Annotated in this window: 15 protein-coding genes; 6 read left to right on the top strand and 9 right to left on the bottom strand. The window is 54.3% G+C overall.

The features are described from left to right. Positions 1 to 138 precede the first annotated feature (138 nt). The 3 genes from purE to PT279_RS05570 all read left to right on the top strand — a co-directional run bounded on the left by purE (position 139) and on the right by PT279_RS05570 (position 2,485). The gene (purE, locus tag PT279_RS05580; RefSeq protein ID WP_277166415.1) at positions 139 to 636 is read left to right on the top strand and encodes a 5-(carboxyamino)imidazole ribonucleotide mutase; all 498 of its coding nucleotides are present in this window, start codon (positions 139 to 141) and stop codon (positions 634 to 636) included. Next, positions 620 to 1,789: a 5-(carboxyamino)imidazole ribonucleotide synthase gene (gene purK / locus PT279_RS05575; protein WP_277166414.1), complete on the top strand. Its 1,170-nt coding sequence runs from the start codon at positions 620 to 622 to the stop codon at positions 1,787 to 1,789. The genes purE and purK overlap by 17 nt, the downstream gene beginning before the upstream one ends. Before the next feature lie 258 nt (positions 1,790 to 2,047). Continuing rightward, on the top strand, positions 2,048 to 2,485 hold the full coding sequence (locus PT279_RS05570; RefSeq protein ID WP_277166604.1) for a transcriptional repressor: 438 nt from the start codon (positions 2,048 to 2,050) through the stop codon (positions 2,483 to 2,485). A 126-nt stretch (positions 2,486 to 2,611) separates the two neighbouring features. Here the strand turns inward: PT279_RS05570 and PT279_RS05565 are convergent, their stop codons facing one another. Next, entirely contained in the window at positions 2,612 to 5,734 is a 3,123-nt protein-coding gene (locus tag PT279_RS05565) for a DUF2156 domain-containing protein (protein WP_277166413.1), read from the bottom strand. Positions 5,735 to 5,831: 97 nt separating this feature from the next. Beyond that, entirely contained in the window at positions 5,832 to 7,223 is a 1,392-nt protein-coding gene (locus PT279_RS05560; RefSeq protein WP_277166412.1) for an alpha/beta hydrolase-fold protein, read from the bottom strand. Between the two features lie 292 nt (positions 7,224 to 7,515). Here PT279_RS05560 and PT279_RS05555 point away from each other — a divergent pair, with 292 nt between their 5' ends. After that, the gene (locus PT279_RS05555; RefSeq protein ID WP_277166411.1) at positions 7,516 to 9,723 is read left to right on the top strand and encodes an LTA synthase family protein; all 2,208 of its coding nucleotides are present in this window, start codon (positions 7,516 to 7,518) and stop codon (positions 9,721 to 9,723) included. A 231-nt stretch (positions 9,724 to 9,954) separates the two neighbouring features. Here PT279_RS05555 and purD read toward each other — a convergent pair whose 3' ends face one another. From purD to PT279_RS05525, 6 genes are all read right to left on the bottom strand, one after another. Next, the gene (gene purD / locus PT279_RS05550) at positions 9,955 to 11,283 is read right to left on the bottom strand and encodes a phosphoribosylamine--glycine ligase (protein ID WP_277166410.1); all 1,329 of its coding nucleotides are present in this window, start codon (positions 11,281 to 11,283) and stop codon (positions 9,955 to 9,957) included. A gap of 117 nt (positions 11,284 to 11,400) precedes the next feature. Beyond that, positions 11,401 to 12,438 (bottom strand): phosphoribosylformylglycinamidine cyclo-ligase, encoded by a 1,038-nt coding sequence (gene purM, locus PT279_RS05545; protein ID WP_277166408.1) that lies wholly within the window; start codon positions 12,436 to 12,438, stop codon positions 11,401 to 11,403. A gap of 1 nt (position 12,439) precedes the next feature. Next, entirely contained in the window at positions 12,440 to 13,996 is a 1,557-nt protein-coding gene (purF, locus tag PT279_RS05540) for an amidophosphoribosyltransferase (RefSeq protein WP_277166406.1), read from the bottom strand. Between the two features lie 30 nt (positions 13,997 to 14,026). Next, a complete protein-coding gene (locus tag PT279_RS05535; protein ID WP_277166403.1) occupies positions 14,027 to 17,878 on the bottom strand; it encodes a phosphoribosylformylglycinamidine synthase in 3,852 nt (1,283 codons plus the stop codon). Between the two features lie 137 nt (positions 17,879 to 18,015). Next, on the bottom strand, positions 18,016 to 18,765 hold the full coding sequence (gene purC / locus PT279_RS05530) for a phosphoribosylaminoimidazolesuccinocarboxamide synthase (RefSeq protein ID WP_277166401.1): 750 nt from the start codon (positions 18,763 to 18,765) through the stop codon (positions 18,016 to 18,018). A 262-nt stretch (positions 18,766 to 19,027) separates the two neighbouring features. Further along, the gene (locus tag PT279_RS05525; protein WP_277166399.1) at positions 19,028 to 19,963 is read right to left on the bottom strand and encodes an Abi family protein; all 936 of its coding nucleotides are present in this window, start codon (positions 19,961 to 19,963) and stop codon (positions 19,028 to 19,030) included. A 308-nt stretch (positions 19,964 to 20,271) separates the two neighbouring features. Here PT279_RS05525 and PT279_RS05520 point away from each other — a divergent pair, with 308 nt between their 5' ends. Then, positions 20,272 to 22,005, top strand: a complete 1,734-nt coding sequence (locus PT279_RS05520; RefSeq protein ID WP_277166397.1) for an AAA family ATPase — start codon at positions 20,272 to 20,274, stop codon at positions 22,003 to 22,005. Further along, positions 22,002 to 23,126 carry a hypothetical protein gene (locus PT279_RS05515; RefSeq protein ID WP_277166395.1) on the top strand — a complete coding sequence of 375 codons (1,125 nt, stop codon included), beginning with the start codon at positions 22,002 to 22,004 and terminating at the stop codon, positions 23,124 to 23,126. The genes PT279_RS05520 and PT279_RS05515 overlap by 4 nt, the downstream gene beginning before the upstream one ends. On the opposite strand, the gene purT is transcribed toward PT279_RS05515, so the two are convergent. Next, on the bottom strand, positions 23,104 to 24,384 hold the full coding sequence (gene purT / locus PT279_RS05510) for a formate-dependent phosphoribosylglycinamide formyltransferase (RefSeq protein ID WP_277166393.1): 1,281 nt from the start codon (positions 24,382 to 24,384) through the stop codon (positions 23,104 to 23,106). The genes PT279_RS05515 and purT overlap by 23 nt on opposite strands. Positions 24,385 to 24,494 lie beyond the last annotated feature (110 nt).

Raw genomic sequence — 24,494 nt, 5'->3', positions numbered from 1 at the left:
ACATAATATCGGCGATTGCCCAAGGTGACGACACGGAAACTCTACGCTATATATTGCTTTGAGCCGGCCCGATTTTCTCGCAACCGTCGCGTAAAGTGGGAGCCGGCTCTGGTTTCCCAACGATACTTCGGAGGTATCATGGCAGCTCACGCACCACAAGTAGCAGTGATTATGGGTTCGGCAAGCGATTGGGAGACGATACGTCACGCTTGCGTTACCCTTGACCAGTTCAATGTCTCCTATTCAAAGCAAGTCATTTCCGCCCACAGGACGCCCGAATTGATGGCGGATTTCGCACATAACGCCCGCAAAAACGGCATCAAAGTGATTATTGCGGGAGCCGGGGGAGCCGCGCATCTCCCCGGCATGGTCGCCGCGCAGACCACATTGCCGGTCATCGGCGTGCCGGTGAAATCCCATGCGCTTTCTGGCGTGGATTCCCTGCTTTCCATCGTCCAGATGCCCGGCGGCATCCCTGTGGCGACGACGGCTATCGGCAATTCCGGTGCACAGAACGCTGGTCTACTGGCAGTGAGCATTTTGAGCATTTCTGATGATTCCTTGGCTGCTGCACTTGCCGATTATCGCGAAGGCCTCAAGAAGAAGGTGGAGGAATCCAATGCCCAGCTTGTCTGAAGAGACCAATGGCAGGATTGAAACCCTGATGCCGGGAGCGACCATCGGCATCATCGGAGGCGGACAGCTCGGACGCATGATGGCGCTTTCCGCGCGATATCACGGTTTCCGCATCGGTGTGCTCGATCCGACACCGGATTGCCCGGTCGCGCAGGTCGCTGATTTCCAGGTTACGGCCGATTACGACGACAAGGCCGCCATTCGTGAGCTTGCCGAACGCAGTGACGTGCTTACCTACGAATTCGAGAACGTGGATGCCGACGCCATCGACGAGGTGCGTGGCAGCGTCGCCGTTCCGCAGGGAACCGATTTGTTGCGGGTTACGCAAGACCGCGTTTTCGAGAAACGGTTCATTAATGACCATGGCACGCAGACCGCGCTTTGGAGGCAAGTTGATGATCTTGATGGCCTTGACAATGCCATCAAGGAAATCGGCTATCCAGCGGTGCTGAAAACCCGTCGTGGCGGCTATGATGGCCATGGTCAGGTCGTTGTGCGCGGCCCGGAAGATCTGGCAAAGGTTCACGAACGCGACAGGCTGGGCACGTTCCCACCATCCGTTCTGGAAGGTTTCGTCGATTTTGCGTTCGAGGCCTCGATTCTGATTTCCGGCAATGGCAAGGATTTCGTTACGTTCCCCATCGTGCGCAACGAGCATCGTCATAATATCCTGCACCTGACCATTGCACCTGCGCAGGTGAGCGACGGAATCGCCGAGGAAGCCAAGGCTCTGGCACTGAGGCTGGCAAAAGGTTTCCAACTCGCCGGTACGCTGGCCATCGAGCTCTTCATCACCAAAGACGGCCGCGTCGTGGTCAACGAGCTCGCCCCGCGTCCGCACAATTCCGGCCATTACACCATCGAGGCCTGCTCCATCGATCAGTTCGACGCCCACATCCGGGGCATTGCCGGCTGGCCGCTGCCGCAGCCGAAACTTCTAGGTCCGGCCGTGATGGCCAACGTCTTGGGGCAGCACGTCTCTTCTACGCGCAAGCTGATCGCTGTGCACCCCGAGTGGTACGTCCACGACTATGGCAAGGCGGAAGTTCGCCAAGATCGCAAAATGGGCCATATTACGGTGCTCACCGACGATACGCAACGCACGGTTGACGAGCTCGAAGCCACGGGCTGCTGGGACGATTTACGGCAATAACGCGTCGTGCGGTCTTCCGTTATATACATATACAAAACATGCAGTCGGCTTCGCTTATTTCGCCAAAATATGGAATGCCGGGACCTAAGGCAAACGGCTCTTTCCAATTTCAATAAATACGAGTAACATACGTGGTGCATTCGATGAAACGTTCCGAAATTCGACGGAACGGTCACAGCGAAGATATGAAAAACACGAAAGAGGTCACGCAGCGTGTTAGCCAACGAGCACAACGACAAGGGACTTTCCGGACGTGGGATGCTGACTCGTCGCGGCAGACGCGGCACCCAACATACCTGGCAGAAAGACGCCGTGCTAAAGGCACTTTCTAGTTGTGATGATTTCGTTTCCGCGCAAGACCTCTATCGGATCTTAAGCGAAGACGGGCAGGGCATCGGGCTTTCCACCGTTTACCGACAGCTCAATGCGTTGGCGGATGACGGCAGTGCCGATACCATACACCTGAACGATCAGCAGATGTTCCGCATCTGTGATGACGGCGAGCATCATCATCATCTGGTCTGCGAGAACTGCGGCAAGACGGTGGAGATCGAGCCGCCGGAGGAGTGGGTGCGCAAGGTCGCCGAGGAACATGGCTTTACGGTCAGTTCGCATACGCTGGAGGTATTCGGACTCTGCCCGGATTGCCAACGTTTGGAAGCCGGAACACAAGATGAAAGCAAGTCGGATTTCTAAGGCATCTATCATTTTTCTGGTTTCGAGATGAACAAACGAACCGTTGAATAAAAAGGATGGTGACCAACCTCAATGGGCTGGTCACCATCCTTTTTATCGATGCCTCACCTGGATTTTCCGGTGCGACTACTTCTTATCGGATTTGTTGTCTGTAGATGTCATCTGCTTGACGATTTCGACGACCTGCTTCGGCTTGAGCTCCGGCACGTAGGCGTTGATCACGGCGAAGGCAATCTGCGCCAGCTTGGCCGAATCCGGGTAGCAGATGTAGATCGGGGCAGGACTGGGCTGGAACTTCTTCTTGAAGAAGAACAGCGACTTGAAGGCGTAGGCCGGTTCGAGGATGTCCGCCGCGATCTGCAGCGCATGTTCGATGATTTCAGTGCCGCTGGGCGACGCCGGTTTCGGCTTGCCGCTCTGGCCTAATGAAGGCTTGTCGGTTTCGGCATCCGATTTGGCGGCATTGGCCTTGGCCCCGACGGATTCCTTATCGGAAGGTTGGGCGTGGGGAATCGACGGTTCGCTGCCAGCGGCCTTATCATCGGCTTTATCCTTGACTTTGCCGGTATTCGCCTTTTCGGTTTTCCCTGATTCCCCGGGTTTCGCAGATTCCTTTGTTTTCCTGACCTTATCACCTTCAACCGCTTTATCGGCGGCAGCAGGTGCTTTCTCGCCCATACCGGCAAGTGGAGCTGCCGAAAGGCTCATGAATTCAATGGCATTGGCCGGGTTCTCCAACCCTTGGTCGCGCAGACGCTCAGCCATGCGGGCGATGAGGAATTCCATAATGCCGTTGGGGCTGTCGGTGCGATGGCGCATGAAATCAAGGGTCCAGCCGATGACTCGGCCCTCGCGATAGGTAGGCAGCCAACTAGTGACGCCGAGCACCTTGCCTTGCGCATCCACCGCGTACAACAGCGCCACACGGTTGTCGCGCAGTTCCTCGATGCCTCCCAGCGTGAACTTCATTTCCGGCAACGCCTTGAGCTGTGCCCATTGCTCGGAGATGTCCACGATCTGCTGATCGATGTTGAAACCGGCCTGGTCGTAAGTGGTGAGCACATCGGTGATGCCATCGCGCTTGGCCTTGTTGATAGCGGTGCGGATATCCTGCCATTTCTTGCCGCGGGTCTCCCAGCGGTTGGGATCGAGCACCATTTCGGTACCGACCTGGATGGACGACCAGCCCAGCGATTCGAGTTCCTCTCGCTGATCGTCGTGAACGGCATAGAACGAAGGAGACCAGCCTTTCGCATAGCAGAATGCGGTAAAGTCGCGCAGGTCGTTCATGTATTCGTCGGGTTCGCCGAATGGTCCGGTGACGGTCAGGGCGATACCGTGCAGCACTCGGTAGGCGATGGCGGAACGGCCGGTGGGGGAGAACCAATAGTGGTTGCCTTCCCAAGTGGTCATGAAGCTCATGGATTCGCCGCCGAGGGTGACCAATGCTTCGGCCTTCTTCTGGTCGCGTTCGTCTGAGGTGACGTTGTCACGGAACCAAAGAACGAAAACGATAAGCACGGTCAGCCAGAAGATGACCGTCAGCCCCTCGCTGACCAGCGTCGCTATCGTGGTCTGAGGGACGATCAGGGCGGTGGACTTGCGGCCGCCGAAACCGGTGGGCAAAAGCCTGCGCAGCATATCCATCACCATGAGCTTCACGGTGGGGCGCGGTTTGAAGTCCTGCGGGACGGCCACGGAGAAGCCGATGTAGACACAGCTGGTGACCAAAAGCATGCCGACCATGGCAATGATGCCGTTGCGTACGCGTGACGTACCGGTGGATACGCTGAAATGAGGCAGTTCCCGGATCATCAAAATGATGAGTATCAGCGGCGGAAGCGCCGTGGTGATGAAGGCCGGCATGAAGTTGTATTTGCTGGCCATGCTGGGGCTCATCGGCGCGATCGTGAACGGGAAAATGACATAGTAAAGAACCGCGAAAACAACCGCCGCACCGTTGAGTGCGATGCTTACCCATGCAGCCAATCGACGTCCGTGATAAAGGCCCCATGCCACCAAAGCAAGAGCCGCGATGGGAAGGAGCATATGCAGCCATAGTCCTGCGATGGCGAGATGTTGCCGGGTGGAGACCAAGCGTAGGCAGCTGGTGACCGACTGGTTCACGGAGCAGGAGGTGAGCAGTGAGGAATCGCCCCAAATGGAGGAAGTGAAGAGTCCGAAGGTTGTCAGCGGACCGAGGTGCGAGGTCGAAGTGAGTGCCAGCAGAGGGCCGATGGCGAGCACTAGTTGGGCGAAGGCGAAGAGGCGTCTGATTTCGTAATCGGAACTATTGGCCAGCTGGATACGGTCTTTGATCGGGCCGTGCATTAACAGACCGGTGAGTTGGCCGACGATGGCGGCACCGAGCGTGCAGTAGTCGCCCGGATTGCCGCTGAAGAGCAGCAGCGTACCGATGACGGTGTAGCCGATAAGGATGATGCGTCGTCGCCAGAGTACGGATTCATAGGCGCTTTCGGCCATCAATGCGCCGATGATGATCGTCAGAGGCGAGAGCAGCACGGGCAGGCGCTCCATGCTCTGCCAGTTGTGCATGGCCATGTCAACCAGGACGCAGACCAGAAGCCCCAGCGTCGAGCCGATAATCGCACTGAACAGCCCTGCAAACGTCGTTTTGAGGGCACCGAGCCGGGATTGCGCCACGGAAAGGATGATGACAATCAGCAAAGTGTAAATGATGAGCATCAACGGGCTTCGTACGAATACCGCAGAACGCAGGATCTTGGTCAGCCATGGGATGATGTCTTGGCTATGGAGTGGTTGCTGGAACGGATCGCGTGGCCTTCCACCGTTGTGCAGGCGCCCGAGAAGGATTTCGGTGAGGCTGAGCGTTCGTCCGGAGGCCGGGGCGTTGAGATGTCGTATGGCGGAGTGGACCATATCGAAAATGTTGATGAAAAGGAAGAGTACGGAGACGATAATGGCGAAAAGATGCCCTTGCATCCAGCTGAGGATGTCACGGCCGAGTACCGTCCAGCTTGAGGGCCCACGTTTCTTGCCTTTTGGCGGGATTGGGTTCTTTGGGCGGTGAGAAGACTTTTGGTCTTGGCGTTTGGAATTGCCTTGGCCTTTATTCGCCTCGTTGCCGTTTTTCCCGCCGTTTGGCTTGGCTTCGGTCTTTGACGCTTCCGGTGCGTTCGAAACCGTGGCTGGTGGCTCCGGATTCGTGACGGAAGGTGCCGATGGCTGCTCTGTTGGCTTGGGATTGTTCTCTTCGTCTGTTTGCATCTTGATGGCTTTCGTCCTTCAATCGTATGACTTATTGTCTCTCACTGCAACACAGCTGCCTGCCAATAATCATGCAGTTGCATCGGATCGGGGGATACTAGTCGCTTTCGCGGTTGGTGTTCGCGGTTACCACTTGAAGATTCGGATAAGACGATATTTGTCTGCCGGTTTCGCCAAGACCGGTTTCGGTGCCGAAGAGGTCGATCTGTGCGGTCATTCCGGCGTTGACGGTATGCCAGTCATGGGCGGTGCCTTTGACTACTACCGTGGTCACGGACATGCCGGCTTTCATCGCTTCCGCAGAAATGGCCTTCTGGTTCTTCTGTGATTTGGGGTCGAGCTGGCCGGCTGCGGAGAACCATGTCTGCTTGGAAGGTGCATGGCTACGAATGATATTGATGGGGACGTGCTTGTCGAATTCCTTTTCGTTGCCGTTGAAGAAACGTTTCACTGTTGAGTTGTGCGAGCCGTCGGTAGGCTCGATTTCGCCGCCCGCACTATAGATGTGTCCATAGATATTGGGATAGGCCGCCCCAAGTTGCGTGGCACATGTGCCGCCTTGTGAATAACCGCCGATAAGCCATTTGTCGGCTGAAGTCTCAACAGGCAGGGTCTTTTTGATCCAGTTGGTCACATCGCGGGTCAGGTAGGTTTCAGCGTTGCCGAAGACCGGGGTATCGGAGCACAGCGAATTGTGCGTGATGGTTCCGTTCTGGTCCGGGGAGACTGCGATTGGGGCCAGGCCGTAATGCTTTGCCGCGTAGTTGTCGAGTTTATCGCCGAGCAGGCCTGCGCTGAAGAAACGGTCCGGGGTTCCCGGCTGGCCCGCCATCACGACCATGACCGGCAGCTTCGGAGGATTTTTGGTCAAAGCGGCAGGCGGAAGATAGACGTTGGCCGTACGTGCCTTAAAGTTTGAGGTGGTTGCCGGAATATCGACGGAACGGACGATGCCTTTCTTTGGCATTTCGGGCAGTTTGTTTTCCTCTCCGAGTTTCTTCCATTCCTCTACGGTGTTGGGCCGGGTCGCCGAGGCCTTATGCACGTTTTTTGATTCAAGGGCGGCGAACTGGTTACGCCCGAAAAGCGAGCCGACCGTCGAATATTCGCCATAGATGATATCGACGCGAAGCGCAAACGTGATCAGGGTCAGGAATGCAGTGATGATGGCAAGAACCTTGCGCAACGTCCCCGAATCGAAGCACATAGCCACCAATACCGAGATAAAGCCGATGCCGAAGGCGATGTTGAATTCGATGACCCGGCCGAGACTGACCCCGAAGACGAGGAAGACGTCGGAAAGCAGCCAGACGACGATGTAGCCGACGATGGTGCCGATGAAGCCCCAGCCGAATTGCTTGAGCAGGGAAGAGAACCAACCGTCTTTTGACTTAAGGAGGATGACAGCGATGAAGCCGAGTAAAGTCAGTGCCTTTAAAGTGGTGGGCAGCCATCCTTCAAGCAGGTTGATATTGTAAAACCAATCCATCGTTTCCCCTCGCCGTTTCAAGCGCAATAATACTACGTGGTAATTCTAGACTCATGAACCGGATTACGGCCATCAGCCTGAAGAATGATTCCGTTTTCGACGCAATTGCGTGCCGTCGATATAATAGCCTTTCGCTATGATTATTTATGTCGAAAATTGAGGGCATCGGAAAGAATGCACGTTTTTCTTGCAGATTAACGTGATAAAAGGTTTATAACATTAACATTCGTCGGGTCAGCACAACATGACAATACAAAATTCCCGAAATGACAGGACTAAGGAACGCAACGGTATGGACGAGGTCGAAGGACAGGAATCTATGGGCGGCAAACCCCAGGCTACAGCAGGGCAAGCTGCGTCCGGTAACGCGGAAAAGATACAGAAAAAAGCACGCAAGACAGGTTTTGGCGGGCGCTGCATGCATATCCCCGGCTGGGTCTACGTCTTGCTGTTTGTGGTTTTCGACATCGTTATGGCGGTTATCCTGCAGCAAGGTGTTTCCCAAAGCGACACCCGTGTGAAGCTTGCCAGTCCGCTTACCGGCGTCTGGGGCATGATTTCCAAAATGTGGCAGAATGGCAATTTCGTCTTTGTGCTGAACCTACTGCTATTGGGACTTATTTATCTCGCGGTGATTATGGTGTTCAACCGTTTCTGGATAGCCACTCCGGTCATGTTTGTGTCGATTATTTTCATTGCGGTGGTCGAGCATTTCAAGGTCAGCGTTCGCTACGAGACGATTCTGCCTTCCGATCTGAGCTTTGTTTCCAACGGCGACGCTGGCTCACTGATGAGCTTCATCCCGTCCGGTTCGGACGGGCTGATTGCCGGCGTTGCGGTGGCGATGGTGCTGGTCGTTGTTTTGTTTGTGGCGCTGAACCATTTCGACGCTCGACACGGCAAGGTGTTCGGTTTCCAAAGTGACGAAGTCGCTGCCGGTGCCGTTGCCGATGACGGTAGTGAAAAATCAAATAAGAACAATGGTAAAGATAGTACTAAGGACAGCAATAGCCAGGCCAAGAGCAAAAGCCTTGGTGCAGCGCTACGTATCGTGCTTGTTCTCGCGCCGCTGCTTCTTGTGATCGGCTTCAGCTATCAGATCGGCCAGATCAATACGTTTACCAATTCGTTTGCCAAGACCATGGGCTATATCCCTTCGATGTGGGATTCCGTCTATGACGCGCAGCGCAATGGTCCGCTGGTCTCGTTCCTCGGCCAGGCCCATCCCAAGGTGATGGACCAGCCGAGCGACTACAGTGAGGCGACGATGAAACAGGTCGCCAAGCGATACTCCGCCGAAGCCGCCAAAATCAACAAGACCCGCACCGCAAAGATGAACGACAGCAGCGTCGTCTTCATCCTTTCCGAATCATATTCCGATCCATCTCGTGTGCCGGGGCTCAAACTCAACCATGACCCGATTCCCAACACCCGCGAAATCAAGCAGCACACAACTGGCGGCTACATGCTTTCCTCCGGGTACGGTGGCGGCACCGCGAACCTCGAATATATGAGCCTCACGGGTATGTCGATGGCCAATTTCGACCCGTCGCTGACCAGCCCGTACCAGCAGCTTATCCCGGGCGAGAAATGGACGCCGACGGTCAACCAGCTGTGGGGAAGCAAGGAGCATTCCGTTGCCTTCCACCCTTACGAGCCGTCGATGTACTTGCGTGCCAACAACTACAAGAAGTTCGGCTTCTCACACTTCTACTCGCTGGAACCGCCGGAGGTCATCGCGCATCGGCAGAAGATCGATTCCTCGCCGTACGTTTCCGACGCCTCGGCCTACCAGAGCGTCTATGAATCGATGAAGAAGAACCCACAGAACGAATTCGTCCAGCTGGCCACGATGCAGAACCATATGCCGTATCACAACTGGTACAAGGGCAACGATTTCAAGGCCGAATCCACCGACCCGTCGCAACCGCTTGGGGCCGACGAGAATGAGTCAATCAACACCTACGCCAAGGGCGCGAACATCACCGACAAAGCCACCGCCAAGTTCCTGGAACAGATGGATTCACTCAATAAGCCGGTCACAGTTGTCTTCTACGGGGACCACCTGCCTGGCATCTACAAGACAGCTTCGGCCGACCAGAAGAACTCGCTGGCGCTGCACACCACCGACTACTTCATCTGGTCGAACAAGGCCAGCGGACGGCAGGGGTACAAGAGCCCGGACGGAGAGTATTCCTCGCCAAACTTCTTCATGGCCCAGGCCGCCGAGCAGACCAATTCGAAGGTCACGCCGTTCCTCGCTTTTCTGACCCAGCTGCACGGCAAGGTCTCCGCGATGGAGCCGCCGGTGGTCAACCAGATCCAGGGTTGGTCGCGCATCCCCGAAGGCCAGCCGATCTATCTTGACCCCAAGGGCCAGCCGATGGCCGCGAGTGACTTCGACAAGGAGACCAAGCAGCTCATGCACGATTACAAGCTCATTCAATATGATGTCACCGCCGGCAAGGGATACCTTAAAGATGCCGGGTTTATGGAGTGAGACTGTTAGGCTCTAATCAACAAAAGGCCGGTTGATATCAATCATAAAATGGCTATTTTCTGCCATTTCGGTTTTGGTATCGACCGACCTTTTTGTTGTTGTAGGAGTTATTTTCAAGTGTTATCGTAGTGCTGTGACGTTGATGCCTCTGTTGACGTTTGTTTCCTAACCGTTGTCAATTTGATGCAGGGTTTCAGGGGTTTGGATGAATTTCGCTCTTAGAATTCGGTCCTATTGTTTGTTATCCGGAACGACGGCTTCCAGTGCCTTGGCGCCGATGTCGTGGCGGTAGAAGAAACCAGTGGTGTCTAGAGCGTCTAAGGTGTCGTAGATCTTAGACTGGGCGGCTTGGAGCGTGGGAGCGACGGTTTTGTAGACCAACACGCGGCCGGAAGAGGAGACCAAGCCGGTTGAAGAGGCCAAGTCGGCTGGATTCAGATTCTCGGGATGCTTTGGTGTTTTCACGCCCGCGTAATAGATATGGGAATCGGCGTCAGTGGGGATGGCAGGAACCAAAGTGCCTTTCTTCGGCTTGCCGGGGTATCCGTCGGCGGTGAGCACCACCCCGAGGGCTGTGGCATCCGTTCGCCAGGTGAAGCTCGGTTGTTCGTCGTTGAAGATGGCGTTGATGCCTTCGCCGAGGTCGCTGGTGAGCAGCGGCAGCACAGCTTCCGTCTCGGGGTCGCCGAAACGGGCGTTGAATTCGATAACTTTCGGGCCGTCGTCGGTGGCGATAAGACCGGCGTAAAGGATGCCGGTGAACGGCGTGCCCTCTTCGGACAGCGCTTCGACGGTCGGACAGATAATGGTGTCGATTGCCTGTTCGACGGTTTCGTCGCTAATCTGCGGAACAGGGCTATAGGCTCCCATCCCGCCGGTATTCGGGCCTTTGTCCCTGTCGTAGGCGCGCTTGTGGTCCTGTGAAATGGGCATAGGCCAGAATTCGGTGCCATTGACGAAACTCATCAGCGAGAATTCCTGACCTTCGAGGAAGTCCTCGATCACCACCTTGAGATCGGTATTGCCGAAACGATGCTCGACGAAAATGTCTTCAAGGGCACTGAGCGCGGTTTGCGTATCGAGCGCAACGGTCACGCCCTTTCCGGCGGCAAGCCCGTCGGCCTTGATGACGATGGGGGTGCCATGCTCCGTGATATATGCGGCGGCCGGTTCGTAGTCGGTGAAGGTGCGGTAGGCGGCGGTTGGGATGGCATGGCGGGCCATCAGCTGCTTGGCGAAATCCTTGGAGCCTTCGACCTGGGCCGCAGCGCGTGTCGGGCCGAACGCTTTGAGGCCGACTTCATGGAAATCGTCGACGATGCCATGAATCAGTGGCACTTCGGGACCGATAAGCGCCCAATCGTAGCCGCTGGACTGCATGAATTCGATGAGGGCCGCGTGATTCGACGGGTCGATACGAGTGGTGCGGATGCCGTCGAGTTCCATACCGGGATTACCCGGAGCGACAGTGACCTCATCGACGCTTGCACCTTCGAGCAGAGTGGCGGCGATGACGTGCTCGCGCGCGCCCGATCCGATGACCAAAACCTTCATACCCATTTCGTGTCCTTTCAGCAATTTCCGCCAGTGGAATTTTGTTGTTGAATATTGTCTTGTTTTCTTTGAAAGTTTTTTGATACCAATACTCAAGTATAGATGAATATGTTTCGGTATGAGCTAGGCGAGCAGGACCCGTCCGTGTCCGCTGTCGGGAACGATTGAACCGATGACATGGCCGGTTTCGCCGACCGATTCAAGGGTTTGAAGCGCGTTCTCAACATTCGCTGGATCGACGGCCAAAACCATCCCGATGCCCATGTTGAAGACGTTGAACATTTCCTTGTGATCGATGCTGCCGGCACGTTCGATGATGTCGAAAATCGGCGGAATGCTCCATGTGTCGACCTTGATTGAGGCGCCGAGACTTGCCGGAATCATACGTGGGATGTTCTCGATGAATCCGCCGCCGGTGATGTGCGCAACGCCCTTGATAAGGTCTGCGGCAAAGAGCGGTTTGAGTGCTTTGACATAGATTTTCGTCGGGGTGAGCAGTACGTCACCCAACGTTGCATCGCCGAGTTCGTCGAGTTTCGTATCGATGGTATAGCCGGCTTCGTTGAACAAAGCCTCGCGTACCAGCGAGAATCCGTTGGAATGGACGCCGGAGGATTCCAGACCGATTAGCGCATCGCCTTCCCGGATGCCCGAGCCATCCACAATAGTGGATTTTTCGGCGACACCGACGGCGAATCCGGCCAGATCGTATTCGTCTTTGGCGTACATACCGGGCATTTCCGCCGTCTCACCGCCGATAAGTGCCGATTCTGCCTGAACGCAACCATCTGCCACGCCGGAAACCACCTGCTCCAGAAGCGCAGGGTCGTTCTTGCCGCAGGCGATGTAGTCAAGGAAGAACAACGGCTGTGCGCCTTGGGCGGCGATGTCGTTGACGCACATCGCCACGCAATCGATGCCGATGGTGTCATGTTTGTTGGCCATTTTTGCGACCATCAGCTTGGTGCCCACGCCGTCGGTGCCGGAAACCAGCATCGGTTCCTTGTATCCGAGGCTCGCCAGGTCGAAAAGCCCGCCGAATCCGCCGATGCCGCCGACCACGCCGGGACGGTTGGTCCGCGCGACGTGTGATTTGATACGTCGGACGACTTCATAGCCGGCCTCGACGCTGACTCCCGCTTGTTCGTATGCTTGAGGCATGCTATGCCCTCCTTGTGGTGGTGCTGGTGGTAGTTGTACCGCCGGCGCTGCGCTTGGATGATTCTGTATTGCTGTATTCGTTATCCACGTATTGGCTTTCGTACTTGGCGAAATGCGGCAGGCGCTCGCGTTCCTCGGGTTTCAGCGAGGCGAGGAATTCGTCTTCGTAATCGTCCAGAGCGGTGGGGTAGTCGCCGTTGAAATAGGCGACACACAAGCCTCCGTAGGGAGCGTCGGCGTTAAGGCCAATAGACTCGATAAGTCCATCCAAACTCAGGAATTGCAGGGAATCTGCACCGATATATTTGCGGATTTCCTCGACGCTCATGCGAGCGGCGATCAGTTCGCGGGTGGTGGAGATGTCGATGCCGTAGAAGCACGGGTATTTCAGTGGTGGCGAGCTGATACGCATGTGCACTTCCGCTGCTCCCGCCTCACGCAGAAGTTGGACGATGCGCTTGGAAGTGGTGCCGCGCACGATGGAATCGTCGATGACGATGATCCGCTTGCCTTTGACCACGCCCCGCACCGCCGAAAGTTTCATGCGCACACCCTGCTCGCGCAGTTCTTGCGTCGGTTGGATGAACGTGCGCGCGATATATTGGTTCTTGATCAGTCCCATCTCGTTGGGTAGGCCGCTGGCCTCTGCGTAACCGGAAGCGGCGGAAAGCGAGGAATTTGGCACACCGATGACCATATCGGCGTCGACCGGCGCTTCCTTGGCAAGCCGTGCGCCCATACGTTTGCGTGCGGAATGGACGTTGACACCATAGATATTGGAATCCGGACGAGCGAAATAGATGAATTCCATCGAGCAGATCGCCAGCTGGGTTTTGTCAGTATAAGACAGAATCTGATAACCGTCATCGTTTACGACCACGATCTCGCCGGGGCGAATGTCGCGCACGAGCTCGGCACCCACGGTGTCAAGGGCACAGGTCTCACTGGCCAGCACGTAGGCCCCGTTGCTCATTCGCCCCAGCGAAAGTGGGCGGAAACCGTTGGGATCGAGCGCGCCGATCAACGCGTTTTCGGTCATCAACAGATAGGCGAATCCACCATGGACGATGTTCAGGGCTTCCTTGAGTTTTTCGACGAACATCGGCTTGTTCGAGCGGCGAATCAGATGCATCAGCACTTCGGTGTCGGAGTTCGAATGGAAAATGGCGCCTTCGTTCTCCAGTTTGGCTCGCAAAGCGATGCAATTGGTGAGATTGCCGTTGTGTGCAAGCGCGAAATCGCCGTCGTGGAAGCGGAAAATAAACGGCTGGATGTTGTCGATGCCGCTAGAACCGCTCGTGGCATAACGGACGTGGCCGATTGCGCGGTCTCCGGTGAGTCGTTCGATTTCATGCTCGTCGTGGAATACGTCGGTCAGCAGCCCCAGCCCGCGGTGGCCGATAAGCTTGCCTTGGTCGTTGGAGACCATGCCGGCGCCTTCCTGCCCACGGTGCTGCAATGCGTGCAGGCCGAAGTAGGTCAGTCGTGAGGCATCCGGGTGACCCCATACACCGAAAAGGCCGCATTCCTCATGAATGTCTTCCAATTCAAATGACATATCAAGCCTTCCTTTCGCCTGTTTGGTCGTTCAGATTGTCTGTGTTAATCGGTTCGTCGGTACTCCTGTGAAATACCGTACGCCGGCCTCGAAAATCGGCTGGAACTTGCGGCCTGGAACGTTCAGGTAAAGCCCGTCGCCACGGCGTTCGGAATGCCCCATTTTGCCGAGCACGCGGCCGTCGAGGCTGGTCAGTGCTTCGACGGCGGCCATGGAACCGTTGGGATTGTCGGCCAAATTCATGCTTGCGTCGCCGTTTTCGTCGACGTATTGTGTTGCAATCTGACCGTTGTTGGCCAGTTGTTGAATCTGTTCCGACGTGGCCACGAACCGACCTTCGCCGTGCGAAATCGGGATGATGTAGATATCGCCGACTTCGCTACCGGCCATCCAAGGCGACAAATTGCTGGAAACCCGCGTGCGTACCAAGCGGCTTTGGTGCCGTCCAATGGTGTTGAACGTCAGCGTCGGCTGGTTCTCGCTGGGTTCGACGATATCACCGTAGGGCACGAGGCCGAGCTTGATAAGTGCCTGGAACCCGTTGCAGATGCCGAGCATCAATCCATCGCGATTGTTCAGCAGGTCGCGTACGGCGTCGGCCACGGCAGGGGCGCGGAAGAACGCGGTGATGAATTTCGCCGATCCGTCTGGTTCGTCGCCGCCGGAGAAGCCGCCGGGAATCATGATGATTTGGCTGACCTTGATTTCCTTCGCCAGTTGGCGAGATGATTCAGCGACGGACTCGGGGGAGAGATTGTTGACAATCAGGGTATGAGAATCGGCACCTGCCGCAGCGAACGCGGCGGCCGCGTCGTACTCGCAGTTATTGCCGGGGAACACGGGAATGAGCACGCGTGGCTTGGCCTTGAGCGGATTGCTCGTGTAGAAAGCCTTCTGGCCGTTGCGGTAGGTGACGGTTTCCGTTTCGTGTTTTGTTTCAGTTTCGATATCACTGGCTTTATCGTTGCGGTAGGGGAAAATTTCCTCCATCGCGGATTCCCAGACATCTTGCAATTCGCCGAGATCGACGGTTTCGCCGGCTGCAGCAAATTCGTAGGTAGCGGCGGTCGTGCCGATGACTTCGACATCGACCTGTCCGTTGCCTTCCGGTACTTCGGCATTTTGGGCGAGTTCGATGATAAAGGAACCGTAAGCAGGCTCGAACAGGGCATCAAGGTTGATGTCGTTGTTCAGCCTCACACCGATTTGGTTGCCCAGTGTCATCTTGAATAGCGCTTCGGCGGTGGCTCCGTACCCGGGCGTCGAAATCGCAAGAGCCTGGTTCGTGGCGGTCAGCTGTTCGACCAATGCCAACGTTCCAAGCAAATCATCGGGATTAGGGATAAGACGGTAAGCGCTATCTTTGTCGCCCATATCGCCAGAAATACTATATCCATACTGTTTCGGTGCTACACGCAAGATACGATGCCCGGAACCCTTGAATTCCGGCGATACCGTACCGTTCATGTTTCCGGTCGAAACGGCGAAGGAGATCAGCGTCGGCGGCACATCCATTTCCTTGCCATCCTGTTCGAAGCTGCCACTCATCGAGTCCTTGCCACCGATAGCCCCGACTTTGAGGTCAAGCTGTGCACTCAAAGCGCCGAGCAGTGCCGCAGTCGGTTTGCCCCAACGTTCGGGGTCTTGGTGGAGTTTGCCGAAATACTCCTGGAAGCTCAGATAGGCGTTTTCTTTAGTGAAACCGGTTGCGACCAGTTTGGACACTGATTCGGCCACTGCCAAGTAGGCTCCGGCGAACTGGTTGCGTTCGGTAATGAACGGGTTGAAGCCCCAAGCCATGGCGCTCGCCGTATGGGTCAGTCCGCCAGGCACCGGCAGTTTGGCGACCATGGCTTGGCTTGGTGTCAGCTGTTCGCGGCCGCCGAAAGGCATCAGCACAGTGCCGGCACCGATGGTGGAATCGAAGCGTTCGGCAAGCCCTTTGTTGCCGGCGATATTGATGTCGCTGATCAGTGATGTCAGGCGCTCGTGAAGATCGCCGGACTCCCAGGATTGGGGAACCCTGTAATCTTCGGCAGGCAGCACGTGGACATTCTGATGTTTCGCTGCGCCGTTCGAGGCCAAGAATTTGCGGGATAAATCAACGATACGCTTTCCACGCCAATCCATGACCATACGCGGTTCTTCAGTTACGGTGGCAATGACCGTGGCCTCAAGGTTCTCTTCGCGTGCATAACGCAGGAACTCGTCCACGTCTTCGGCCGCCACGTCGACGGCCATGCGTTCCTGCGATTCGGAAATCGCCAGTTCCGTGCCGTCCAAGCCTTCGTATTTCTTGGGAACCTTGTCGAGGTCGATTTTCAGTCCGTCGGCGATTTCGCCGGTGGCAACGGAGACGCCGCCTGCGCCGAAATCGTTGCAGCGCTTGATAAGCACACTGGCATCGTGGCGGCGGAAGAGCCGTTGCAGCTTACGTTCGACGGTCGCGTTGCCCTTCTGCACTTCGGCGCCTGATTCCACGAGGCTTTCGGTGTCCTGTGCCTTGGAGGCACCGGTCGCGCCTCCGATGCCGTCACGCCCGGTGCGTCCGCCAAGCAGGATGATTCTGTCACCCGGTGTCGGTGTTTCACGGCGTACGTTGGTAGCCGGCGCGGCTCCCACTACGGCTCCGACCTCCATACGTTTGGCGACATATCCGGGATGATAGATTTCATCGACTTGTCCGGTTGCCAGCCCGATCTGGTTGCCGTATGAGGAATATCCCTGTGCAGCTGTGGTGACTAGTTTGCGTTGTGGCAGCTTGCCTTCCAGCGTCTGTGAAACCGGAACGCGCGGGTCTCCGGCTCCTGTGACGCGCATCGCCTGGTAGACGTAAGCGCGTCCGCTCAACGGGTCACGGATGCAGCCGCCGATGCAGGTAGCGGCCCCGCCGAAGGGCTCGATTTCCGTGGGGTGGTTGTGCGTCTCGTTTTTGAAGAGGAAGAGCCAGTCTTCGGGCTTGCCGTTGACATCCACCTTGGTCTTGACGGTGCAGGCGTTGATCTCCTCGGACTTGTCGAGTCCCGTCAGCTCGCCTTCGGCCTCGAGTTCCTTGGCTCCGATGGTTCCCATATCCATCAGGGTCACGGGCTTGTTGGTTCGTCCCAAATCCTGACGAACCTTGAGATAGCGCTGGAATGCGGCGGCAACAACACTGTCGTCGATATCGACCTGTGTCAGCTCAGTGCTGAAAGTCGTATGCCGGCAATGGTCGGACCAATAGGTATCGATGACCTTGATTTCTGTGACGGTCGGCTCGCGATGTTCACCGCGAAAATAGTCTTGGCAGCACTTGGCATCACCCAGATCCATGGCAAGCCCACGGTTGTCAATGAAGCGCTGCAATCCGGCGTCGTCAAGCTCGTTGAACCTTTCGATTACTTCGACGTCCGCCGGAACCTTAACCTCGGTTTCCAAGGTCTCGCGCGTCTCAAGTCCGGTTTCATGTGCATCGACCGGATTGATGACATAGCGTTTGATAGCCGCGACATCTTCAGACGAAAGCTCGCCATACAGCGCGTAGATTTTTGCTGTACGCACGTCCGGACGTGTCCCTTGGCTCAGCAGCTGAATGCACTGGCTGGCCGATTCCGCTCGCTGATCAAACTGACCGGGCAGATACTCCACGGCGAAAACCTGTGCCTCACCCAAATCGGGAAGTTTCCGCATTGCGGTGTCCACAGGCGGTTCGCTGAAAATCGTGGGAATGGCCGCTTCGAAAAGCTCGGCATCCAAGCCTTGGGCGTCGTAACAGTTGATGACACGGACACACTCGAGGCTTTTGAGTCCGAGCACGTCTCTTAATTCATTGGCGAGATTAACGGCTTCGACATCAAAGCCGGGCTTCTTTTCTACATATACACGAAAAACTGTTGAAAGCACTGATATTCCTTAGCACTGCTGGTCAAGAAGTTGAAAGTAAATAAGTCGGTAAATAAAGAATCGTGTCGGTTGCAAAGAAAATGCAGAACAACCAAAAATCGCTCACATACCAACGATTAAGGTATGCGAGCGATATGTCATTCGACCTTGACGCCTCGGCGGTTGGCCAGATCAAGCAATCGTCTGTAGATTTCCTCGTAGGCGGGAATGATGTTGCCCAAGTCTCTACGGAAGAGGTCTTTGTCGAGATGCTCGACTTTGCCGGAACCGTCCTTCAAATCCCAAAGCCTGCAGGTGTCGGGCGTGATCTCGTCGGCCAGAACGATTTCACTGTCCTTGTTCTTGCCTTCCTCGATCTTGAAATCGACCAGTTGCACGTCGATGTCGCGGAAGATTTTGGTGAGTTTTTCGTTTATATCGTGTGCCTGCCGTGAGATCTCTTCCATTTCGTCATCGGTTGCCAGCCCAAGGGCCACGATGCCGTCGATGTTGATGAACGGGTCGTGCAGTTCGTCGGATTTGTAGCAGAATTCGAGGATCGGACGCTTGAGTTCGGTGCCTTCCTCAATGCCGTAACGCTTGGCGAAGGAGCCGGCGGCGGTGTTGCGCATGATGATTTCAAGCGGGAACATGGAGATTTTCTCGTTGAGCTGTTCGGTGTCGGAGACGCGGCGGATGAAATCTGTCTCGACGCCTTCGGCCTCCAGAAGCCGGAAAAGCACCGTGGTGATGCGGTTGTTGAGGCTTCCCTTTCCTTGAATCTGAGCCTTTTTCGCACCGTCGCCGGCGGTGGCCTGATTCATATATTCGACCCAGAGTACATTCGGGTCATCCGTTGAATAGAGTTTCTTGGCTTTGCCCTTGTAGAGCATGTCCAGTTTCTCCATGATTCGCCCTTCCCGTAGAGTAACGAGATTGATTGAATGAGGTGAACTTACGTCAAAAATATACCAACTGAAGCCAACAATTTCGTTCGTCGCCGTGTGTAAAAAATGCGACAACCGATACTTTATTTATATAGAAGCGTTTTATCGCTCGCGTCATTTCCCAATAAATTCAGGCATTGTAAATTTTCTGTTACATCTGTTGTTTTGGGATTGGATATCGTATCTTTTTACCGTTTCTATAAAAATGTTTTGCGGTACTGCTTTAAAAAATCCGCCATAACTTTTCTTCTTGCCAATTTGCTGGAACACCCATTGACCGTGCGACGTCGACTTGGGGAATATCAGTCGGCAAGGCAGAAATGCAGTTCTTTAGCTGCTGAATTGGAGTTGTCTCGTTTTCTTGTTTTAGGAGATACACCAATATGGCAATTCCTGCATACATCTTTTTGGGCGATGGTCCGATATGCGTTAATTCTGAAAGTTCTGTATCGATACTCGGAGATACGGTGAGTGCCCGGTTATAGACGCGTCCATGATGTGCACAGAGATTTCTTATGAAGTTAAGGCAACCAAGCCAAGATTTTAAAGTTGCTTGGTTAAGCTGGTACTTGGCGGCGATGTCGGCTCGCATCGGGTAGGGAAGTACATCATATAGTTTTCTGAGTGTACCGAATTCCATGATTTCAGTAGCTGCCCATATTGGGAGTTGCCCATCATATTCACGTCTAAAGTGCTTGATGAAATCTTCGCGTGAATGAGCACGACGGTCATTGTATTTGTTGATGAAACTTCCATATTCGACTGGATCCATGACAGTGTCGAGCAGCGCCGGTTTTAGGTAAAGAAACGGGTCTTGACGTCCGACGTCATAGGCAAGGCGCGCACGCAGGGAAATTTCGAAACAGGCAATAGCAGCGAAGAGCGCGGTTCTCAGCTCCCTGTCGAATTCGTAGATTCTTAAAACGTCGCTGAAGCGAGAATCTGACATGAAAAAGCTTGACCGTGAATGATTGTCGGAGTCGATTTTCCGGAACATATACCAGAATCCGCTCAAGCGATAATAACCGATACGAGCAAGGCGCTCTTTATTTGCATATACACCCTGCATTCCATGTGACTCGAGTCTCTTGCATTGCTCATCGATAGATAACCACGGTTTATCGTAACGTGGATGAGATCCTTGAGATTTTGTCGTCATCGTCGGCTCCAAAACTAAAAAATGATGACCGCCCCTGAGCCGTGTATGCGGCATCAGGACGGTCTTGCAATTTGTATTATAATAGGTTTGGTTTGAAATTGCAAGAAAGAATGCCGTGTGGTCCTTTGCTGATTGATGCGACTGTGCAGCAATATGCTAGGTTTGCCGTGAAGTGTTCTTGTAATACTGAAACCGTCGTTTTTGTGAATCGTCAATTGTCGAGTTTCCGGACTGGAATTTATTGCATAAGTCTGTTGTGAACGATAAATTATAAGTGTTTGATGAAGTAAATAAGCAATGGGGCGGTTATGAGTGAGAACGGTATAGAAGAGGACGAATCTGTATGGATTGGGCATGACCCGGGTATCACCACTGAGCATTGGGTGAAGCTGCTTCAGGACTCATCCATGGTTACTGGCAATAACCTCATTACTCTCAGATGTCTTTTCGAACAGCCTAATGGTCTTTCCTGTGCTCAGTTAGCTGGGGAATATGGTCGGGATTGGCATTTCTATCTCAGCAATGTTTCTACGTTGGGTGAAAGAGTAGCGAGAAATATTAAGCTGGTAAAACCCAATCAGGAAGAAAGAACTTTCGAATACTGGACGGTACTTTGCTTGGGTAAGTCAACGGGTGAAGGGCAACATGGGTATTTCGTCTGGAAACTACGCCCTGAACTTCATGCCGCACTTGCACAGATGGATTTGTCAATGTATCCGTTGCATGCTTCAGAAAGCGAAGGCTCAGACTCGGTCGCCTACTGGTGGTTGGTGGCCAGTCCTAAACAGTGGAAAATCTCCTCGTTAAAGGTCGATGAAGAACAGAATTACACAGTTCATAACGAGAACGGCAATTTGCGACGACTCGCTCCCAACTTTAAAGCTATTAAGAAAGGTGACCGAATCGTTGGCTATGAAGCGAGTCCGACCAAGGCGGCGCTCGCGATATTTGAGGTGAGCCGTCAGCCGAGTGATGAACTGTTGTATTTCAAGAAACTTCGCGATTTTGACGAGCCTGTTCCGTTCTCTGCCATCAAAGCGAACCCGGAATTGTCCGGCATGGAATTTTTTAGGAACATGAACGGGAGTCTTTTCAAACTTTCCAAGGCGGAATATGAGGCATTGGAAGAGATGGCTGGTGAGGATGATATTTCGCCGTTGGTTGAGAAAACGCCGGAACTATACAATGACCGTGATTTCCTCAATGAGGTGTTTCTTTCAAAGGATGACCTCAAAGTGTTGAAGGGTCTGTTGCAATATAAACAAAACTTGATTCTGCAAGGGGCGCCGGGCACAGGCAAGACATTTGCCGCCAAGCGATTGGCTTATGCCATGATGGGTGAAAAGGACGAAAGTCGTATTCAGTCCGTTCAATTCCACCAGAGTACCAGTTATGACGAATTCGTCTACGGCTATCGTCCCAATGACGATGGCAATGGCTTTACACCTGTGCCGGGGATTTTCACGCGGTTCGTGTGGCAAGCCAAGCGCGACAGGGATAGGGATTATTTCTTCATCATTGATGAGATCAACCGTGCCAACATCTCCAAAGTGTTCGGCGAATTGCTTTCTACCATCGAGTCTGATCACCGTAGCCCGGATGATGCTGTCGTTCTTTCAATCACAGACAAGCCGTTCTACGTTCCGGACAATCTTTATATCATTGGCATGATGAATACGGCGGATCGCGGGCTAGCCCTGATTGATTACGCTCTGCGTCGTCGTTTCGCGTTCTTTACGATGAAGCCGGAGCTTGATAACGCGAATTTCAAAAACCGTGTTGGCAATCTTGGCGATGCAAGGTTGTTGAATCTTGTAAAAGCCGTGCGTGAGTTAAACAAGGTGATTGCCGAGGATGCCGCTTTGGGTGAGGGGTTCTGCATCGGGCATAGCTATTTTTGTGATAATCAAACTAAGGACGGTGAAGGCTTGGCCGCCTCCATTGTCGAGTTCGAGCTGGTTCCATTGATTGAGGAATATTGGTTCGACAATAAAAAGCAGGTTAAGGAACAGTCCGATTTGCTGCGGAAAGCGATTCAATGACTGTGGGTGGCGAAGAAGCGACGGATGGTGAAAAGCAGCGGAAAACCGAAGACAATGTGGTCATCAAGAACATCTACTATATGATGACCTATGCGTTCAAGGCTTTGCGGCTCAACGATTACCGGCGTTTGGCAACCGAGGATTTCGATCATATCGACGACCTACTGGCAGCCATTCTGGCTATTGCGATTGGTGCTCAGCGGCGTCGTGGTTTTGAGCGTGAATATTTGCCGATTCATGAAAATCTTCATACAGTTCGCGGCCATATCGATATGACAGCAACCGCTCGGTTACAAATGGCTGGATACAACGGGCTGGCGTGCGTCTATGACGATTTTTCGGAAGATACCTACAAGAACCGTGTGCTCAAGACTACAGCGCTGTTGTTGATTGGCCGCAAGGACGTTGACGCGGTGAGAAAAACCGATTTGAAACGGTGCCTGATTGCCATGCGTGATGTCGGCGAGGTGGATATTCATCGCGTTGATTGGGCGAGGTTACGTTTCCATCGCAACAATGCGTCGTATGTATTGTTGATGAATGTCTGTCAGATGGTCATCGAGCGAGAGCTGTTCAATCAGGATGAAGGTAATTGGTCGATGCAATACCGGTCGAAGCGAAAACTAAGCAAACTCTACGAGAAATTCGTGCTTGAATACTATCGAGTGCATCATCCGGAACTGTCTGCCAGCGCCAAAACCGTCAATCGTCAGGCTCAGGGGAATATAGAATTTCTGCCGAGACTACTAACTGACGTTACTCTGTCTAGAGGAAGGCGGGAACTTATCATCGACGCAAAATGCTACGGCCATATTCTCGATGTCCATTATGGCAAGCCCATCTACGCACCAAAACATATCAACCAGATTCAAAGTTATGTGCTGCATGAGGTATTCGACAATGACAAGTTGGTGGATGGTATGTTGCTCTACGCGAAGGTGGGTAATGAGGACGGGCATAACGAGACTTGGTCAGAGCTTGAGCATCACTTCTCGGTCCGTACGATGGACCTTAACCGAGATTTTGATGCGATAGCTGCCGATCTTGACGACATTGCGGTTAGGTGGATCGAGGAAACTGGAACAAAGTCGGAGGGTACTATTCAGCTGGCGTCACAGTAATATCGAGTGCATCCGTCACGTTAGTGGTCTTGGAGCGGGCCTCGGTTTCATCTTTTCCGATAGCGAGAGCTACGGCCATGCGACGGTGGCCGTGGACCTCGGGCTTGCCGAAGATGCGCAGGCCGGTATCGGGTTGCGATAAGGCTCGGGGGACGTTGGTAAAGGTGACCTGGCCGTTTCTGGTGACCACTATGGCGTGGCTGGCCGCGACCTCGCCGTTTTTCAGGCTCAGCGCGACGCTTTTTTCGGTGACGGGAATGCCCAGAACGGCCCTGGCATGCAAGGCGAACTCGCTCAAACGTTGGGAGATCATCGTGACCATGCCGGTGTCATGCGGGCGAGGCGAGACCTCGTTGAAGAGAACTTCGCCATTTTTCAAGACGAACAATTCGACGCCGAAAACACCCCAGCCATGTTCGTGATTTTGGTGGGCCATGTCGGCGAGTCCGCTGACGGCTTTGCGAGCGATGTCCTCTGCTCTTTCCAGAACGATCGGATCAACCTGTGCTGGTTGCCACGATTCCCGGTAATCGCCGTCTTCCTGTCGCTGGCCGATAGGGGAGCAGATCACGATGCCGGCGCTGGAAGAGACGGTGAGCATCGTCAGTTCGTAATCAAGTGGTGCTAATGCTTCAACGATAACCCTTGAAATGCCGCCGTCCTTGGCATCCCTCCGCCCGGTTTGCGCTTTCTGCCACGCCGGTTCGAGGTCGGCGTCGCCGCGAAGCACGGATTGGCCGTGTCCCGAAGAGCTCATTACCGGTTTGACCACGCACGGGTATCCGACAGCGTTTGCCCCGTCTTTGAATTCATCAAATGAACCGGCGAAACGATATGGCGTGGTTGGCAAACCGAGTGTTTCATGCATCAGCGTTCGCAAGGCTTCTCTGTTCATGCAGATTGCCGCTATTTGTGAACTTGGCACGACCTGAATGCCGTTTGAAGAGGCTTTCGCTAACTCTGTGGTTGCAATCGCTTCGATTTCCGGGACGATAATGGAAGGCTTGGTTGCTGAGATCAATCGGTTCAGTGCTATTGCATCGGTCATATCCAAGATATGGCTTTCCTGCGCGATCTGCATGGCAGGTGCGTGTTCGTAGCTGTCGGCCGCAATCACGAACGCGCCAAGCCTTGTCAGCTCGATGGCGATTTCACGCCCCAGCTCGCCCGAGCCCAGCAGCAGCACGCGGGTTTGGTGTGATTCTGCCGGATTGCCAAGCGGATAGTTGACGAATGATGATGCGGCTTCAGCGGTCATGGTTTCATTGTCGCATAGGATGGCCCCGAGCAAGATCACCGTTCGATGATTGTTGATGAATTGATTAGCGCGTCGATCAATGACGTCAGGGAATTTGATAATTATCGGAC

Origin of the sequence: Bifidobacterium sp. ESL0784, from assembly GCF_029433295.1 — a bacterium.
Taxonomy (GTDB): domain Bacteria; phylum Actinomycetota; class Actinomycetes; order Actinomycetales; family Bifidobacteriaceae; genus Bifidobacterium.
Note: the sequence above shows the minus strand (reverse complement) of the source record. Positions and strands in the feature narration are given on the sequence as shown.

What these genes read in the sequence shown, in the direction of transcription:
- purE (WP_277166415.1), top strand. Translation starts at nt 139, where the DNA reads ATGGCAGCTCACGCACCACAAGTAGCAGTGATTATGGGTTCGGCAAGC.
- purK (WP_277166414.1), top strand. Translation starts at nt 620, where the DNA reads ATGCCCAGCTTGTCTGAAGAGACCAATGGCAGGATTGAAACCCTGATG.
- PT279_RS05570 (WP_277166604.1), top strand. Translation starts at nt 2,048, where the DNA reads ATGCTGACTCGTCGCGGCAGACGCGGCACCCAACATACCTGGCAGAAA.
- PT279_RS05565 (WP_277166413.1), bottom strand. Translation starts at nt 5,734, where the DNA reads ATGCAAACAGACGAAGAGAACAATCCCAAGCCAACAGAGCAGCCATCG.
- PT279_RS05560 (WP_277166412.1), bottom strand. Translation starts at nt 7,223, where the DNA reads ATGGATTGGTTTTACAATATCAACCTGCTTGAAGGATGGCTGCCCACC.
- PT279_RS05555 (WP_277166411.1), top strand. Translation starts at nt 7,516, where the DNA reads ATGGACGAGGTCGAAGGACAGGAATCTATGGGCGGCAAACCCCAGGCT.
- purD (WP_277166410.1), bottom strand. Translation starts at nt 11,283, where the DNA reads ATGGGTATGAAGGTTTTGGTCATCGGATCGGGCGCGCGCGAGCACGTC.
- purM (WP_277166408.1), bottom strand. Translation starts at nt 12,438, where the DNA reads ATGCCTCAAGCATACGAACAAGCGGGAGTCAGCGTCGAGGCCGGCTAT.
- purF (WP_277166406.1), bottom strand. Translation starts at nt 13,996, where the DNA reads ATGTCATTTGAATTGGAAGACATTCATGAGGAATGCGGCCTTTTCGGT.
- purC (WP_277166401.1), bottom strand. Translation starts at nt 18,765, where the DNA reads ATGGAGAAACTGGACATGCTCTACAAGGGCAAAGCCAAGAAACTCTAT.
- PT279_RS05525 (WP_277166399.1), bottom strand. Translation starts at nt 19,963, where the DNA reads ATGACGACAAAATCTCAAGGATCTCATCCACGTTACGATAAACCGTGG.
- PT279_RS05520 (WP_277166397.1), top strand. Translation starts at nt 20,272, where the DNA reads ATGAGTGAGAACGGTATAGAAGAGGACGAATCTGTATGGATTGGGCAT.
- PT279_RS05515 (WP_277166395.1), top strand. Translation starts at nt 22,002, where the DNA reads ATGACTGTGGGTGGCGAAGAAGCGACGGATGGTGAAAAGCAGCGGAAA.
- purT (WP_277166393.1), bottom strand. Translation starts at nt 24,384, where the DNA reads ATGACCGCTGAAGCCGCATCATCATTCGTCAACTATCCGCTTGGCAAT.